At 41.8% G+C, this 14,944-nt stretch carries 14 protein-coding genes and 1 tRNA gene; 4 read left to right on the top strand and 11 right to left on the bottom strand.

What is annotated here, in order from left to right:
- Positions 1–27: 27 nt before the first annotated feature.
- The 3 genes from ICN33_RS08900 to ICN33_RS08890 are packed head-to-tail and all read right to left on the bottom strand — an operon-like array spanning position 28 to position 3,783.
- Entirely contained in the window at positions 28–1,251 is a 1,224-nt protein-coding gene (locus tag ICN33_RS08900; RefSeq protein ID WP_216196242.1) for a glycerophosphodiester phosphodiesterase family protein, read from the bottom strand.
- Positions 1,238–2,539 (bottom strand): lysophospholipid transporter LplT, encoded by a 1,302-nt coding sequence (gene lplT / locus ICN33_RS08895; RefSeq protein WP_216196241.1) that lies wholly within the window; start codon positions 2,537–2,539, stop codon positions 1,238–1,240. The genes ICN33_RS08900 and lplT overlap by 14 nt, the downstream gene beginning before the upstream one ends.
- On the bottom strand, positions 2,536–3,783 hold the full coding sequence (locus ICN33_RS08890) for a glycosyltransferase family 1 protein (protein ID WP_216196240.1): 1,248 nt from the start codon (positions 3,781–3,783) through the stop codon (positions 2,536–2,538). The genes lplT and ICN33_RS08890 overlap by 4 nt, the downstream gene beginning before the upstream one ends.
- Positions 3,784–3,923: 140 nt before the next feature.
- On the opposite strand from ICN33_RS08890, the gene ICN33_RS08885 reads away from it, so the two are divergent.
- Complete coding sequence (locus tag ICN33_RS08885) at positions 3,924–4,568, top strand: hypothetical protein (RefSeq protein ID WP_216196239.1); 645 nt, start codon at positions 3,924–3,926, stop codon at positions 4,566–4,568.
- On the opposite strand, the gene ICN33_RS08880 is transcribed toward ICN33_RS08885, so the two are convergent.
- A complete protein-coding gene (locus ICN33_RS08880) occupies positions 4,554–6,236 on the bottom strand; it encodes an aminotransferase class III-fold pyridoxal phosphate-dependent enzyme (RefSeq protein ID WP_255530779.1) in 1,683 nt (560 codons plus the stop codon). The two genes, ICN33_RS08885 and ICN33_RS08880, sit on opposite strands and share 15 nt — an antisense overlap.
- 60 nt (positions 6,237–6,296) lie before the next feature.
- On the opposite strand from ICN33_RS08880, the gene asd reads away from it, so the two are divergent.
- Positions 6,297–7,181 carry an archaetidylserine decarboxylase gene (asd, locus tag ICN33_RS08875; RefSeq protein ID WP_255530777.1) on the top strand — a complete coding sequence of 295 codons (885 nt, stop codon included), beginning with the start codon at positions 6,297–6,299 and terminating at the stop codon, positions 7,179–7,181.
- A gap of 1 nt (position 7,182) precedes the next feature.
- Here the strand turns inward: asd and ICN33_RS08870 are convergent, their stop codons facing one another.
- Together ICN33_RS08870 and ICN33_RS08865 are read right to left on the bottom strand one after the other, a co-directional pair.
- Positions 7,183–7,791: an SRPBCC family protein gene (locus ICN33_RS08870; RefSeq protein WP_216196237.1), complete on the bottom strand. Its 609-nt coding sequence runs from the start codon at positions 7,789–7,791 to the stop codon at positions 7,183–7,185.
- Positions 7,788–8,030, bottom strand: a complete 243-nt coding sequence (locus tag ICN33_RS08865; RefSeq protein WP_216196236.1) for a hypothetical protein — start codon at positions 8,028–8,030, stop codon at positions 7,788–7,790. Before ICN33_RS08865 ends, ICN33_RS08870 begins: the two co-directional genes overlap by 4 nt.
- Before the next feature lie 299 nt (positions 8,031–8,329).
- Between ICN33_RS08865 and ICN33_RS08860 the strand changes: the two genes are divergently transcribed.
- Together ICN33_RS08860 and ICN33_RS08855 are read left to right on the top strand one after the other, a co-directional pair.
- Positions 8,330–8,509: a hypothetical protein gene (locus ICN33_RS08860; protein WP_216196235.1), complete on the top strand. Its 180-nt coding sequence runs from the start codon at positions 8,330–8,332 to the stop codon at positions 8,507–8,509.
- 578 nt (positions 8,510–9,087) lie between these two features.
- On the top strand, positions 9,088–10,047 hold the full coding sequence (locus tag ICN33_RS08855) for a hypothetical protein (RefSeq protein WP_216196234.1): 960 nt from the start codon (positions 9,088–9,090) through the stop codon (positions 10,045–10,047).
- 47 nt (positions 10,048–10,094) lie between these two features.
- On the opposite strand, the gene ICN33_RS08850 is transcribed toward ICN33_RS08855, so the two are convergent.
- From ICN33_RS08850 to ICN33_RS08830, 5 genes are all read right to left on the bottom strand, one after another.
- The gene (locus ICN33_RS08850) at positions 10,095–10,943 is read right to left on the bottom strand and encodes a hypothetical protein (protein WP_216196233.1); all 849 of its coding nucleotides are present in this window, start codon (positions 10,941–10,943) and stop codon (positions 10,095–10,097) included.
- A 47-nt stretch (positions 10,944–10,990) separates the two neighbouring features.
- Positions 10,991–12,403, bottom strand: a complete 1,413-nt coding sequence (locus ICN33_RS08845; RefSeq protein ID WP_216196232.1) for an RDD family protein — start codon at positions 12,401–12,403, stop codon at positions 10,991–10,993.
- A 141-nt stretch (positions 12,404–12,544) separates the two neighbouring features.
- Entirely contained in the window at positions 12,545–13,228 is a 684-nt protein-coding gene (locus ICN33_RS08840) for an outer membrane beta-barrel protein (RefSeq protein WP_216196231.1), read from the bottom strand.
- A gap of 268 nt (positions 13,229–13,496) precedes the next feature.
- A tRNA-Ser gene (locus ICN33_RS08835) sits at positions 13,497–13,591 on the bottom strand.
- A gap of 73 nt (positions 13,592–13,664) precedes the next feature.
- Positions 13,665–14,915, bottom strand: coding sequence for an aspartate kinase (locus ICN33_RS08830; RefSeq protein ID WP_216196230.1), 1,251 nt, complete (start codon positions 14,913–14,915; stop codon positions 13,665–13,667).
- Positions 14,916–14,944 lie beyond the last annotated feature (29 nt).

Genomic DNA, 14,944 nt, shown 5'->3' with positions numbered 1-14,944 from the left:
TATCTCAGTTGTTACTTAATTATGCGTTTACTTAAGCCCCATACAGTTAGCATAGTAAGTCACTGTTGCAGGCCAGTCTGAAAATACCCCTACAACACCAACTTGCCTAGCTAGCACATCTAAAACTTCGTAAATTTGGCCATCAGAGTGAATAGTCAATTTGATAGATTGGTGATACCAACCTCCACCTTTAGTCATTGGTCCATCACGCTCTAAGGACCATGTAATGATATTCAAGCCAGCAGCTTTTGCTGCTATTGCGTATGTCGACGGAATAATTTGTCCATTGCTATCAGTGGTCAGAAGCACCCAAATAGGGGGAGCGATATACCGCACGCCTTTAGCATAGAGCTCTTGCATGGTTGGCTTTAATAACTCAGGCTGTGCTGCATTAAATTCTTTCTGCTCATATCTGCCGTCCAAATAGATTGCTTGCTTGCCAAAATCTGGCTCATTCTGAATCCAATACATCACATCATTCAAATTAAATGATTGAGGAAATACGTCTTTAGGGGAAATGCCAGCATTCTTATAATCATCAATTAGGGCTTGAGCATATTGCTCTTGGGTAAAACCTAAATAAGGCATGGGAACTACTGCCTCTTTGAGCTCAGGAGTAAATTTACCGTTAAATTGTTTAAATAAAGCGATAGATTCTTGATGCGTTAATAAAGTATCACCAGCCTGGGCATATAACTCCGTCCTCCAAGATGGTGTACCTGCCATATAGGACTTAATATCCTTAGCATTTTTATTGACCCCATCCATCTTGCCGCGTAGTGACTTAAATTCCTCTAGTGTGAGATCAGTTGTACGGCACTCTGCTATTGCCGGCTCTGAGCCGTTCGCTGGAATAAATGGCTTCGTACACTTCTCTTTCAAATGAGTTACTAAGATATTCGTTGTTCCCTGTAAATCATTTTGTGCATGGCGACAAACTAACTGCTTATCTTTAGTAAAAGTAACGTCGCATTCAAAAATACCGGCTCCCATTAATGCAGCGGCCGCATTTGATTGAACCGTATGCTCAGGAAACTCCAACGGAGCTCCACGATGGGCTATTGAAAATGAGGATTGATGAGGGGTATTACCAATACAACTTTTGAGCTTACTTTTTAAGGGGCCATCTTTCATGGCATCGATTAGATAATACGGTCTTACCCCATACTGAATATGTTGCGCAAAACCCGACATGCTACTTAAAAGCAAGATCGCTAAAAGTAAAGGGCTAAGCTTTTTAGGAAATCGCATTTAGAGTGCTATTTTTTGACCCAAAATACTGATACGTGATCAACACCATAGCCAAAAAGACAGTACCACCAAAACCAATAATGATGAGCGGTAAGCTAATGTTTATCCACAGGAGAATAGAGTAGATGAGAAGCATAAATAACACCGATAAATTCTCACTAAAACCTTGAACGGCGATAGATTGCCCGGTTGCCATCAGTGAATGCCCCCGATGTTGTAACAAGGCATTCATTGGAACTACAAAATAACCCGATAACCAACCTAATAGCAATAATAAAAAATAGGCCGGCAAATCGTTCAAGGTTAATTGAATTGAATACAAATGCAAAAGAACGATTGGCGGTAAAAGGTCATCGCTATACACACCCATGATACAGACGACTAAGCCCATCAGTGCACCGTAGGGCAATACGTTAGCAGAATTCTGCAAAGAAACTTTGCATGCCGCATAAACAGCCCCTGCTGCAACCCCTATTGCAGAAACAGCTTGTAAAGCGGCGCTCTCAGAAAGATTCATATGTAAGGCATACTCAGCCCATTTCAACATCAGGAATTGAAGGGTTGCTCCAGCGCCCCAAAATAACGTGGTCACAGTTAAGGAAAGCTTACCTAGCCGATCTCGCCACAAGCTCACAAAACAGGTGGAAAAATCCCGCACCAAATTACCGCAATTTAGGTTCAACTTTTGATAGCTAAATCCCACCTTTAAAAGAGGTAAATTTAGTAAAGCAGCCGATGTATAAATGACTGAAATTAATAGGATGGCTATTGCTGTAGAGCTTGAAATATCACCTCTTATGAAGTCTAGATTAACCAGCTGGAAAAAATCATGCAGAAAATCACTAATTAGAAATCCCCCTAACAAGGTCCCAAAAATAATAGAACCAATAATGAGGCCTTCCATCCAACCATTTGCAGCCACCAACTTATCTGAGGGCAATAACTCAGTCAAAATTCCATATTTTGCAGGTGCGTATAAGGCGGCACCTATGCCAACGATGCCATAACCTAATAATGGATGCATCCCAAAAAGCATTAGACCGCACCCACTGGCTTTTAGCACATTAGAAATCAACATCACCTGGCCTTTAGGCCTGGAGTCAGCAAAAGCACCTACAAATGGGGCAAAAAGAACATAAGGCAATACAAAAGAAATCTTGAGTAAGGGAGATACCCAATCCGGCTCTTGCATCAAAACCAAAAGAGCAATGGATACTATGAGTAATGCGTTATCTGCTAATGATGATAGAAACTGTGAGAAAGCTATCGTATAGAAAATACGATTCATTGCTTAATAAAAATTTCTCTTAAAACAGGCGATGAAGCCAGCTTATCTTTTGAATGAGAATTGAGTATTAAATCGTGATAATTATTTTCTAATTTTTTAGTAACTTGTTCCCATGAAATTTCTAGGGTTGTTTGCCTTGCCTGGACTCTCAAATTTTCTAAATTAACATCGCCTTTTATTAGCTCAAGGCCTGCTGCAACAAATGAGTTGACCTCATTTGGATTGGCTAAAAACCCATTGGCGCCATGATCTATAAATTGCCGAGCTGCAGCATAGTCATATGCTAAAACGGCTAAACCACTAGCCATCGCTTCGATCGTTACATTACCAAATGTTTCACTCAGGCTAGAAAATAAAAAAATATCTCCGCTAGCATAATGACTTGCAAGAGCTTCACCCCTCTTCACTCCAGTAAAGATGCTATTAGGGCAGCTTAACTTTAAGGCTCCTTTTTCAGGTCCATCGCCAACCCATACCATTTTCAAATTTGGATTAACTTGTAACATTGCTTTAAAAGTTTCTACAGTGACATTTAAATTTTTCTCTGAAGCAAGCCTACCGACACATAAGACCACGTTTTCATGGTCTTTAACCCCCCAATGATTTCGCAATTCTTGACAACGCTTTGATGGATTAAATAATTTAGTATCTACTCCTCTAGCCAGCACTCTGAGCCTTTCAAAACCATTGCTGAGCAATTGATTTTTGAGTTCCTGAGTCGGCACCATTGTGAAGTTGCTATGGTTATGAAAATAACGAAGATACCTTTGAATTGGATTTTTTAGGAAGCTCATTCCATAGTGGGTTGAATAAGCATCGAAATTTGTACGAAAATCTGAACAAATAGGAATGTTTAATTTTTTAGCTGCCTCCAGCGCTGACCATCCGAGAGGGCCTTCGGTAACAATATGGACAAGACTAGGTCTATCAGATGCCCATTGCTTTAACAGCTTATTTTTTTGAGGGAGGCCCATCCTAAGCGAGCTATAACCCGGTATAGGCACTCCCAATGTCAGTATTTCTTTGAAAAGAGATTCATTCTTGGGTTTATCTTTTAATCCCTGACGAGGCCGGATGAGTGTGATGTCATGCCCCATCTCAGACAAACCCTTAATAAATCGAGCGATTGTGCTTGCCACCCCATTAACCTCTGGAGGATATGTTTCCGTAACAATAGCAACCTTAACTGAAGCATTCAGCATTGAATTGCTATTTTTTTCCATGGCATTTGAAGTCATTGCCATCGAGTATTCTCGAAGAAAATAACAGTTTTATGACATTGTGAATTTATTTACATGTCTTAAAATTGTCACAAATAAATTGTAAATATGGGTGAGATTAATATTTTTGTAATGAAGCACTTCCATATTCAGAGGATCCAAAATTGATTCAATTTTTTGAAACCCTAAAAAAACAGCGCTGGGATGATCATCGCTATTATCACCATAGCCGCATCAATCAATCGCTTCACCTTGTTAGTGCACTGAGTTTCTTAACTGCCTACTTTTTATTATTTACAGATCCTATTGCAGCTTCATTGCTTGCTTGGCTTGTTGCCATGACAACTCGTCAAAGCGGTCATTTCTTTTTTGAGCCAAAAGGTTATGACGAGGTTAATAAAGCCACCCATGAGTACAAAGAAAAAATTAAAGTAGGCTACAACCTCAATAGAAAAATTGTTCTTTTATCTATTTGGGCAGCAATCCCGGTATTGGTGTATTTCAATCCCGTATTCTTGCAAAAATTTGTTGCCTTAAATACCTTCACAAATACAGAAGGCTTTATTCGGCAAACCGGCCTCCTATGGCTCTGGCTTGGTGTTGGTGGGGTGCTTTTCCGCACTTTCCACCTCTTTTTCATTCATGACGTTGAAGCTGCCCTGGCATGGATGACAAAAATTATCACTGACCCATTCCATGATGCAAAAATTTATGCGACTTCACCCCTGTATTTATTACGCGGTCAACTCATCGACCCGATGAACCACCTTGAGCTCAGCGAGGAAAACCTAGGCTCAATCAACTCCTAATGCAGATGCATATCGGTTGTTTCTTCTTCCGAATAGCATCTCTTTGAAAATTTGACGTTTAATCGCTTTATTGCTTAGCCCGTTTCCATTCCACCACCAAGCATCCTGCTTCATGGATTGGGCTGCGGCAATAAAGCGCTCTAGAACGGCTAGCATGTCTTCATCGCTATAGTTTAGACTGAAGATAAATCTCCCTGTTCCAATCCAGCTTAGTGCTAGGCCTTGTTCCTTTAAGTAGTACTGAAACATCCAGTTGTAGCGACTTGGCTCCGTGAAATAGACGGTCCAAATACTAGACATATTCGCAACCCTAACTGGCAAATCTAATGAAATTAATTTTTCATTAAAGAGATTAGCGCGACGATTCCAAACTTCATCTAAATCTTCATACATTTTTTTGATAGCTGGAGTTTCAAGTTGCTCTAAAAATACTTGCATCGCCCCCATGACATAGGGGTGCGAGTTAAAAGTCCCCCTTGCAAAACAGATGTCAGCTGGCTTTTCTTCTCTAAACCGCTTCATTAAATCACTACGTCCGCACACTACACCAATCGGTAATCCACCGCCTAAGGTTTTACCGTAAGTCACCATGTCAGCCCGTACGCCAAAGTACTCTTGAGCGCCTCCCTGTGCCAAACGAAATCCGACGAATACCTCATCAAAAATGAGAACAATTCCATTATTTGTGCAAACTTCTCTTAATTCATGGAGCCATTTGGTATAGGCGGCGCGATCATAATGCGCAGTACGCGAGCTATCTAAGAGAGATGAGTCACCGGGCGCCCCTTTATTCGGATGCATAGCCTGCAATGGATTCACTAATACACAAGCAATATTTTTTCGATTGCGAAGCACACGCAAGGTATCTTGATCCATCTCCTTGAGTGTGTAGGTTTCCCGGGGAGGAAGTGGATTGCCTATGCCAGGCTGAACATCTTCCCACCAACCGTGATAGGCGCCATTAAACCGCACCACATGGCTACGCTTTGTATGGTAACGAGCCAAGCGCACCGCCTGCATTACAGCCTCCGTACCAGACATATGAAAGGATATTTCATCTAATCCTGAAATGGCCGTCAAACGTTTTACATTGTCAGCAACAATTGGGTTGTAAAACCCTAAGACAGGCCCCAGCTCAGAAACACGTTTGGCCCCATCTTCAATGGATTTTTTATAAAAGTCATACCCGAGAACATTGACGCCATATGACCCGGTTAAGTCATAAAAGACATTGCCATCTAGATCAGTCAAGGTAACTCCAGATGACGACTGCATAAAGCTGCCAGATTTCAAATGCTCGCTAACAAAAGGGCTAAATTGAAAGGGTACTCGATACCTACCTGTGAATTGCAGATCTGATATGTTTTTAGCTGCCTGATTTGTCAAGGCAACCGATTTTGCAAAACGCTCTTGATAGATATGCGCTAAGCGCATAAAACCAGACTCTCTTAAGGAGGCGATATTTTCTGGCGCACCATCGACTTTAAAAAAGGTCTCTCGATTAAAGGAGTAAAAAGGGATTAAACGGGCTACCCTCTTTGCCATGCGAGAGTGTCCAGCCAGAGAGGGATGCTTGGCCTTAGATAGCTGTAATCTTGTATAGACCTTACGAGCAATCCACACTCCAATCCCTGCTCCGAATATACTTAGTGCGATCCAACTATTCATAAATACTCCAATTGATCTTTCTTGACACTTTTACTTCATTTGTTTGACAAAATTATGTCAATGAAAAAAACTATCCAAAGCATTCTGTCCCAGGAAGACCTCAATTTCCTTCTGACTAATCGCATCCCCCGCAATACGCTTACTCGCTTTATTGGCTGGTTTAGTCAAATTGAAAACCCTGTGATTGCCTATATCTCTATCCAGGTTTGGAAATTCTTTTCTGCACTTGATTTATCGGAAGCGAAGAGTCAGCACTTTAAAAGTATGCATGCCTGCTTTACGCGTGAACTGAAGCCCAATGCAAGACCGATTAATCAGAACTTCAATAGTCTAGTGAGCCCGTGTGATGCTCTGATAGGAGCATTCGGGAGAGTGAGCAATGGTGAAATTTTTCAAGCCAAGGGCTTTCCTTACGACCTAGAAGACCTAATTCCCAACAAGAGCTTAGCCAAGAGTTATGAGGGATGTGAATATGTAACCTTACGACTCACTTCAAGCATGTACCACCGATTTCATGCTCCAACGGCAATGCGGATCAGAAAAATCACTTATATCTCTGGTGATACTTGGAATGTCAACCCGATTGCACTAAAGCGAGTTGAACGACTCTTTTGCAAGAATGAAAGAGCCGTAATTGAATGTGAAATAGACCATCCAGATAACAGCGCTGAAAATAAAACTCTGACCCTAGTACCTGTAGCCGCCATTCTTGTTGCGAGCATCCGAATGCACTGTATTAATCTCCTCTTCCATTTACAGTACAAAGGCCCCAATGAGATTGACTGTGATGTTGCCGTCACTCGCGGAGAGGAATTAGGCTGGTTTCAGCATGGCTCAACTATTATTGTTTTTGCTCCAAAAAATTATCGCCTGCTACCATGCTTTAATTTAGGCGACCACATTCGTATGGGTGAAGCTTTATTTGAATACTCGCTAGAAAGATAGGCTATTTACAGGCCAAACTCAGAGTGTCGCGGCTGCGCTCCATCCCCTCAGCCATCATTTCAAAACCCTTCCGAATATTATTTCTCATGAAATATTCTATGACCCCATTTGGAATGACAGAATCTGGCTCCATGATGCCGGAATATCGCACCAGCACACCCTTCTCATTGGTATGCAGTCGCCATGTCCCAGAAAAGGCTTTGTTATCGCCTTTAATCTGCATAAAATTTAGACCCTGCTGAGGTAGCTCCGTAAACTCTAATTCATAACGCAGTTGAATGGGGAATAATAAAACCCGCTCCTCAATGAGCCTTTCAACAGTAACCTTATTGCCATTTCTTCTGCGTATCTTAGATTCAACAATTCCCGGAGTTGTTTTTACGTCCTCATAATCTGTCAAAAAGGTATATGCCTCGCACTGGCTAACTGGCGCTAAGTAGCTTGCCTGTACCTTAAAAGCTGCTCCCGCTTTTTCTATAGATACCTGCAAATCATAAGGGGGTGGCTCTGTGACTGCAAAACAAGATTGGCTCCCTATTAGCAAACATAAAAGAAATGTTTTCTTCACAATAGAGCTGGCGAGCCAGGATAATGAATTGGCAATATTCAATATCCTCCCTTAATATTGAGATCTAGCAATACCAGTGACTCAGCATCGGCCAGTTCTGCGCACTCCACCCCATTCATCTGATCATCAAAAGAGAGTTGGGCAAAACGTTCAGCAGCTAAGAGATTATTCTTTTGATAATTATCTAAAGCCAATAATTGATTCCATGCTGCTTTTTGAAAATGCCCTGCAGCCATTCTTCTTAAATGAATAACCTTGTCATTTAGGTTTTGATCAAGCATTTCCTATCTCCTTCAATTTGCCATTGAACTTGACTGTGATGCTCTTCTTTTTATATGACAGCTATATGAATTTTTAAATGTCATTGTCACATTTGAGGTCTTGTTATCAAGCCCAAATATGACAATTTCACCTCTTAAAATTTATCAAAAAATATTTCAATCTGAGATAGAAATGTCACATTAATCAGCCCACACTGAAAGCTACTTATGGGAGATGAAGAGCAAATCTGCTCCTTTCCGGTCTCCTCAGCTTGCTCTAACAGCCCATAAGTAACTATTCCTTAATTTTGGGGGCAATGATGACCACATTTACCACTGAAGACAGAGAAAAAGCGGCACAAGAACCAATCCCATTTTTTGGGTGGTGCTACTTAACTGATGCAGCGCATGTAGATAAAAGCAAAGCGGTGGCAGCAGCTACTAAAAAACCAGAGTTTCATTACAAGATTGATGAAGGCAGTGAAGACTTAGAAAATTAAGTCTTAAATTCTATTTTGCTTATTGCCTATCTGCGCAGCAAGCAAGCTCTATTAATCTTTTAGTGAAATAAGAGATTCATAGCTTCCACTGCATTAGCCACATGTCTGGAATCAAATATTGTTTGAGTGGTAAGCGTACTGGTAAGCGGGAGTATTAAAGAAAAAGCCCCAGTTAAGGGGCTAAGTCTTTGTTGCATATAGTAAAAAGTGGAAAAAATGCCAAAAGTGATGGCGGTGGGGGCAGTCTAAGCCCATTTTGTCTCAGCACCCCACCCTAATAACAGGGAAATTTACTGGGTATTTTGGTAAAGATTAATCTGATTTTTCTTAAAGTTAACCGCAAACCCTTTATTAACCCTTCTATCTAGTGAAATTGAAGAAATAAGAACAGGGAATTACAGGGATTTCATGAACCCTCAGAAACGGTGGCAATATAAATAAACACCAACATAATAGGAGCTACCATGAGACCAGCCTGTGGAACTTGTAAACGAAAATACTTATCAAGCTCTCAACCCACAAGAAGCGGAACAACGGTCATGAGTGGACAAAGTTTGCGGATAAATTCCGGCACTCGCATGCGCATTTCATCAAACCAAATGCCAGCGGAATCTTGCCCCAATTGCAATAGTCCACTGCAAAGAATACCTAATCCGACCCACCCTAACAGACCTGCCAAAGTCATTATTTTTGGCGCCGGTGCAAGCGCTGGATCCACCAAGGTTAACGCACCCCCAATAGGAGAAAATTTATTTGGCGAACTCGCCAACTTTGATCCAGTCGGCTGGGGCAGCATTCCCGATTCACAAAAAACTGTCTTTCAGGGGGATTTTGAGAGTGGGATGATGAGGCTAGCTCAATTTGATAACAATAAGCTACCCCCTCTGCAAAAATCAATGGCGGCCTTCTTTTTTCAATACGCCCCAGATACGCAAAACTTATATAGGAAATTCTGCGAAAGACTAAAGAACACAGAGCAATCAATAGGACTGGCATCACTTAACTATGAAAGATTACTAGAGCTAGCTATAGCTGACACCGGGCAAGATCTAGAAATATGTCTACCTCATGGATGCTGCAACATATTTTGTGACGGCGCCACAACAGATACACTTGGCGCAGAATTTCCAGGAACAGGTGTCACTACCACTGGGCTTATTTACTCAATTAATGATAGGTCACAATTTAACTACAAATTAGCTCACGATTCATTTCCGCCAGTCATGAGCTATTTTGAACCATACAAAAGGGTAACTTCTGGCGTCAATTTCATAGATGAACAAAAACAAAAGTGGTCCGCATTATGTGAAGCAGCGAAAGAAATATATGTAATTGGAATTAAGCCTAGGCCTGGTGATTCGCATATATGGGGGACACTTGGAAGCACTCATTCAAAGCTGATCTATTGCAGTGGATCTAACGGTGCCCTTCAATTTAAAGAATGGTCTCAGTCATTAAATAGAACTTCAGAGGATCTCATTTTAGATGGCCGTTTTGAGGAGGAGTTTGAGAAAATTTGTGACCTTATCGGTATATAACAAGGAAAGCGCATCTAATTTACATAATCCCCAATTATGTGCACACTCTAGGGTCTTGATTCGGGAGCAGTCAAATCAAAGTTGACAGTACACTCCTTAACAAATTTATCCACCGCCAAAATCTGCTTGGATATACCCTCATTAACCGCCTCTTGATAAGCTTTTTCATCTAAAGGCAAATCCAGCTCCTTGCGAACTGCAAGCAATAAAGGTGGAATAAGTACGCTAGCCTTTTGGGCGTATTCGATGCATTGTTTCATGAAAATCAATTGCTTTTGGGAAAACTGTTTACTAAGAACGCCATGCTGAGCTACCGAGTTTTGGACGTAATCAGACTCAAACTGATAGTTACTCTGAAGTACTTTCCATATTTCAGGATCTTTAGATCCACCTAGATTAAATTGTTTCATCATCTCTAAGGTGCCATCTCTTTGCCTGCTGTAATAGTCGATGTTTTTTAACAAGATATCTTTTTCAACTTTATCTTTTGAAATTTTTGCCCTTTCTGCAAATAGAATGAAATAGATTGAGGACAATTCATTAGTTAAGTTGTTTAAAGCTTTGATGGTTTCAAAACCACCAATGACATGCACCTTTGCAATGACTGATGACTTTTCTGTATAAGGCTTTACCACCGCCTCATCATGTATTTCAAAATTAGCGAAATTCCCTGTAACTGAAATGCCAAGGGAAATTGCCTCGGCAGCAGATAAATAAACATCTTTTTTCAGCGTTAATTCACGCTCTTTTGATTTAGCCTCACGGTCATAATCAAGCTGCTTTAATAAACGTCCATCACTAGAGCGGTTTGTGAGCCACACCCCAAGAATGGAAAAAAATGAGCCGGCCACAACGCCCCAAAAAGCTGCTGGTATAAGTTCAATATATTCAATCATGGATGGGCATATTTAATTTAAAGAAGCTTCTTGCGATTCAGTCAAGCTCAACGCATAACGGATGATCTGATTTCCTGCCTTGTTAGATCCTTTTGGATGCGTTGTAAGACCAATTGCGTAAGCAGCAGACTCATAGCCAATACTGCAACAGCTACCAATCTTGTTTTGCTGATGTGTTTTTGCTCCACAACCGTACCTGAGCAATCCCACGCAACAGACTGGCCGTTGTCCAACGCTTTTTTAGCCTGCCAAGCATTAAAAATTTGAATTAAAGGATAAAACAACATGAAAACCAGCCCTTTAGAAAGCAAGAGATAAGCGCGGGATTTGGACTCAGACAAACTCATGGGCTCGTAGTTTTTGTTTACTACCCGTATACCCAGGGCAAGCTTACCAATCGTCGCCTGAAATTTATAGTGCATATAGCTGTCATACCAATAGAGAAATAATGATAGCCAAAGCAAACTGGCAAGCGTCTCGTTGACCAACAAGAGCATCGTCATATCTGCCGGAATTAGCAACGCCAACACCAGTCCAGGCAAATCGATTAATCCAGCGACCAAAGAGACAATAAATATATCAATAATTCTGGCCCACAATCTTGGCCAAAATGGGGCTAAGCTCATGGGAATTTCTGGCTTAGTTTGTTTTGCTGACTCCACAGAAGTTGGAGAGATTTCCGAAACTGTCTTTGGGATTACAGCGTTTTCAGTAACCTCAAAGCCTTCTTTTAGCCAACGCATTACCAGGCGCGCCAATAAAAATCCTACCCAACTGCAAAGTGCAAGCAAAACGGAAATAGCCACATCTTCTATAAAAGTATTTCGCCAATTATTGAGACGAACGAATGCGCGAATTACCCCAATTAACAACACCAAACCAGCAATCACAATTTGGATTCGACGCCAACCGGGGTGCTTTTCCATTAGGATCCCTGAGCGCAATAGGCGAGCAAACAATAAAAATGTAATGGGAAGCAAACTAATAATAAATGCGCCCAAAAGAGCCAAGATCCAAACGCGCGCAAAAAGATTGGTTAGTGTCTCGCCAATGGATAAAGGAGGATCTAGGCATTCAAAAAACTGCAGCAACTGCTGCCTTGCAAAATAACAACTAGCGTAGGTATTGCCAGATAAATAGGGGTTAGTGTTGCAATACTGAAAATCCTTGGCATATTTCCAGCCTACCCACTGTTCAGTCTGCTCGCCATAAAGGGAAGCAATCTCTAGCGTAAAGTCGGTGCCATCGGGATAACGATTAATGGCCTTACAGAAGCCGACCTTATGCTGATTTACTACCTTAGTTTGATAAAGGTTCGATTCACTATTCCAGCTCATTAAACCTAGCACTGTAAGGCTAGCTACAAATATTAGAGCAATGACGGTTGATACCTTTAAACCCAGCTTGAGCCGAGTGAGCACTATTTCTTTGCTAATGGGGGTTTTTGCACTCTCGTTCATCAATAAAGTATATCTTTTTTAGAACGATCTATTGCCTATAAAGGCCTATTTTGAGAATATTTATCCTCAAAATAACGCAGAATGCTTTGGGGATCTCCTACCTGAGGCGATCCCGATCACAGCACCTCTTAAGTTAATTTTTTAAAACTTATATCCCAAACCAACGATAAAGTTGGTAGCACTCGCTCCAGAGGTGAGCGAGGCACTAGCTGGGTAGCCACCAATCGTTCCGGTCGCATTAGAAGTTTGGTTGCTGTATTTAAAGTAATTGACTTCACCAAAGCCATAGAGTCCCGCGCTAATAAATTGTTTATAGCCTAGACCAAGTGAATACCCATGGTAATTGGTTGTGTCTGAGGCTCCGCCAAGATCGGTCGTTTCAATTTGTGCGCCGGTATAGCCGACTTTAAAGTACGCCAATTGATCCCTGCCAATGGCCGCGCTGGGAGCAATGAAGAAATTGTAGGAATTTTTCTTTTTAAATGTACCGAGTGGAATGTTGTATCCCACCACGTTATACGTCACATTAGAAGAATTGCCAGCGATAGGTGAATACTCTGCACCAATTCCCAAGAGAAAATCTTTATCAACTGCAAAGGTGTATCCAAGGGTAGCTGTTCCAGCAAAACTATTGGTATTGACAGCTGATAGAGAAGTAGGCACATTCACACCATTAACTACCAGCGTGCTTGATGTGGTTGGACTTACGTTTTCATAGCCAATACCAAGTTGACCATAAAAACCCTCAAACCTTGACTGTGCATTAGCCTGGCTGGCTACAACTGTCGAAAGCAAAACACCGGAAGCTACTAATAATTTTTTCATAAAACCCTTTGGATATTTTTAAGCACTTTATAGATTGGCGTTATACGCATTGATTAACATTTTATCAATATGCTATAGATTTTATAATAGCGTTAAATATTATTATCACTTTAAAACGTGACCGTTTCAAATGTGTGCTCAGAAAAGACATCTTTTCATAGCCAAAGTTATGACAATCGCGACCGTTGAGAAAAATCCAAAAGAAAAGCCCCGCGGTTGGCGGGGCTCATCTGGGTACTGCGGTCCATATTTGATGTGCCAAATATTTTGGCGGAGACGAGAGGATTCGAACCTCCGATCAGAGTTTTAGCCCCGATGCTCCCTTAGCAGGGGAGTGCCTTCGACCAGCTCGGCCACGTCTCCGTACTTCTTACTATTACAACGCCCCACAGTTTAACGGATAACCGCTTCTGAGGGGTTTATTGTGCTTTTTGACTTACTTCTGATCCAGCTCAAATGCCTTGTGGAGTGCACGTACAGCCAATTCCATGTATTTCTCATCAATCACTACAGAAATCTTGATTTCGCTAGTGGAGATCATCAAGATGTTGATGCCCTCTTCCGACAAGGTGCGGAACATCTTGCTGGCAACGCCAACGTGGGAACGCATACCTACGCCAACTACTGAAACTTTGGAAACCTTTGGATCGCCTGAGATTTCTTTTGCTTCGATGTGCGCTTGCACTGTGTTCTTCAGAATATCCAAGGCCTTTTGATAATCAGCGCGTGGAACTGTGAATGTAAAGTCAGTCTTCCCTTCAACAGATTGATTCTGGATGATGATGTCCACATCGATGTTGGCATCCGCAATCGGGCCAAGGATTTGATAAGCAATACCTGGTCGATCAGGAACTCCAAGAACGGTAATCTTCGCTTCATCACGCGCAAAGGCGATGCCGGAAATAACTGCGGCTTCCATAGTGCTGTCCTCTTCAAATGTAATCAAGGTGCCCGACTTCATCTCTTGGTCTAAGGGCATCAATGGGTCTGTCAAAGAAGACAGAACCCGGGTTTTAACTTTGTACTTTCCTGCAAACTCTACTGATCGAATCTGCAATACCTTTGAACCTAAGCTGGCCATTTCTAGCATCTCTTCAAAGGTAATCTTATCGAGACGTCGCGCATCTTCACAAACACGTGGATCGGTTGTGTAAACGCCATCAACGTCCGTATAGATCAAGCACTCGTCGGCTTTTAAGGCTGCTGCCATCGCTACTGCTGATGTATCTGAACCGCCACGACCTAATGTAGTGATATTGCCGTTAGGATCAACACCCTGAAAGCCAGTAACGACTACCGCACGTCCAGCATTGAGATCTTTAAGAATCTTGTCACTCTCGATACTCTTAATGCGTGCTTTGGTAAATGCAGAATCGGTGTGTACCGTTACTTGCCAACCTGCGTAACTGACTGCATCAACACCTTCACGCATTAATGCTAGCGCCAATAAGCCAGAGCTGACTTGCTCACCAGTAGATGCAATTTGATCTAACTCGCGAGGATTTGCATCAGGATTGATTTCTTTTGCCAGGCCTAGCAAGCGATTGGTTTCGCCAGACATAGCTGAAGGCACAACCACTACTTGGTGGCCGGCACGCATCCATTTGGCAACGCGCTTAGCAACATTGGCAATGCGCTCAGTTGAGCCCATTGAGGTGCCGCCATATTTATGAACGATAAGAGCCATAAAAACCGTCTATTTAACTGTCTGTAACA

It is taken from the genome of Polynucleobacter sp. UB-Tiil-W10 (genome assembly GCF_018881605.1).
Lineage (GTDB): Bacteria > Pseudomonadota > Gammaproteobacteria > Burkholderiales > Burkholderiaceae > Polynucleobacter.
This window is presented reverse-complemented; position numbering and strand designations above follow the sequence as displayed.

What these genes read in the sequence shown, in the direction of transcription:
- ICN33_RS08850 (WP_216196233.1), bottom strand. Translation starts at nt 10,943, where the DNA reads ATGATTGAATATATTGAACTTATACCAGCAGCTTTTTGGGGCGTTGTG.
- ICN33_RS08860 (WP_216196235.1), top strand. Translation starts at nt 8,330, where the DNA reads ATGACCACATTTACCACTGAAGACAGAGAAAAAGCGGCACAAGAACCA.
- ICN33_RS08880 (WP_255530779.1), bottom strand. Translation starts at nt 6,236, where the DNA reads ATGAATAGTTGGATCGCACTAAGTATATTCGGAGCAGGGATTGGAGTG.
- ICN33_RS08855 (WP_216196234.1), top strand. Translation starts at nt 9,088, where the DNA reads ATGCGCATTTCATCAAACCAAATGCCAGCGGAATCTTGCCCCAATTGC.
- ICN33_RS08890 (WP_216196240.1), bottom strand. Translation starts at nt 3,783, where the DNA reads ATGGCAATGACTTCAAATGCCATGGAAAAAAATAGCAATTCAATGCTG.
- ICN33_RS08845 (WP_216196232.1), bottom strand. Translation starts at nt 12,403, where the DNA reads ATGAACGAGAGTGCAAAAACCCCCATTAGCAAAGAAATAGTGCTCACT.
- ICN33_RS08900 (WP_216196242.1), bottom strand. Translation starts at nt 1,251, where the DNA reads ATGCGATTTCCTAAAAAGCTTAGCCCTTTACTTTTAGCGATCTTGCTT.
- asd (WP_255530777.1), top strand. Translation starts at nt 6,297, where the DNA reads ATGAAAAAAACTATCCAAAGCATTCTGTCCCAGGAAGACCTCAATTTC.
- lplT (WP_216196241.1), bottom strand. Translation starts at nt 2,539, where the DNA reads ATGAATCGTATTTTCTATACGATAGCTTTCTCACAGTTTCTATCATCA.
- ICN33_RS08840 (WP_216196231.1), bottom strand. Translation starts at nt 13,228, where the DNA reads ATGAAAAAATTATTAGTAGCTTCCGGTGTTTTGCTTTCGACAGTTGTA.
- ICN33_RS08830 (WP_216196230.1), bottom strand. Translation starts at nt 14,915, where the DNA reads ATGGCTCTTATCGTTCATAAATATGGCGGCACCTCAATGGGCTCAACT.
- ICN33_RS08865 (WP_216196236.1), bottom strand. Translation starts at nt 8,030, where the DNA reads ATGCTTGATCAAAACCTAAATGACAAGGTTATTCATTTAAGAAGAATG.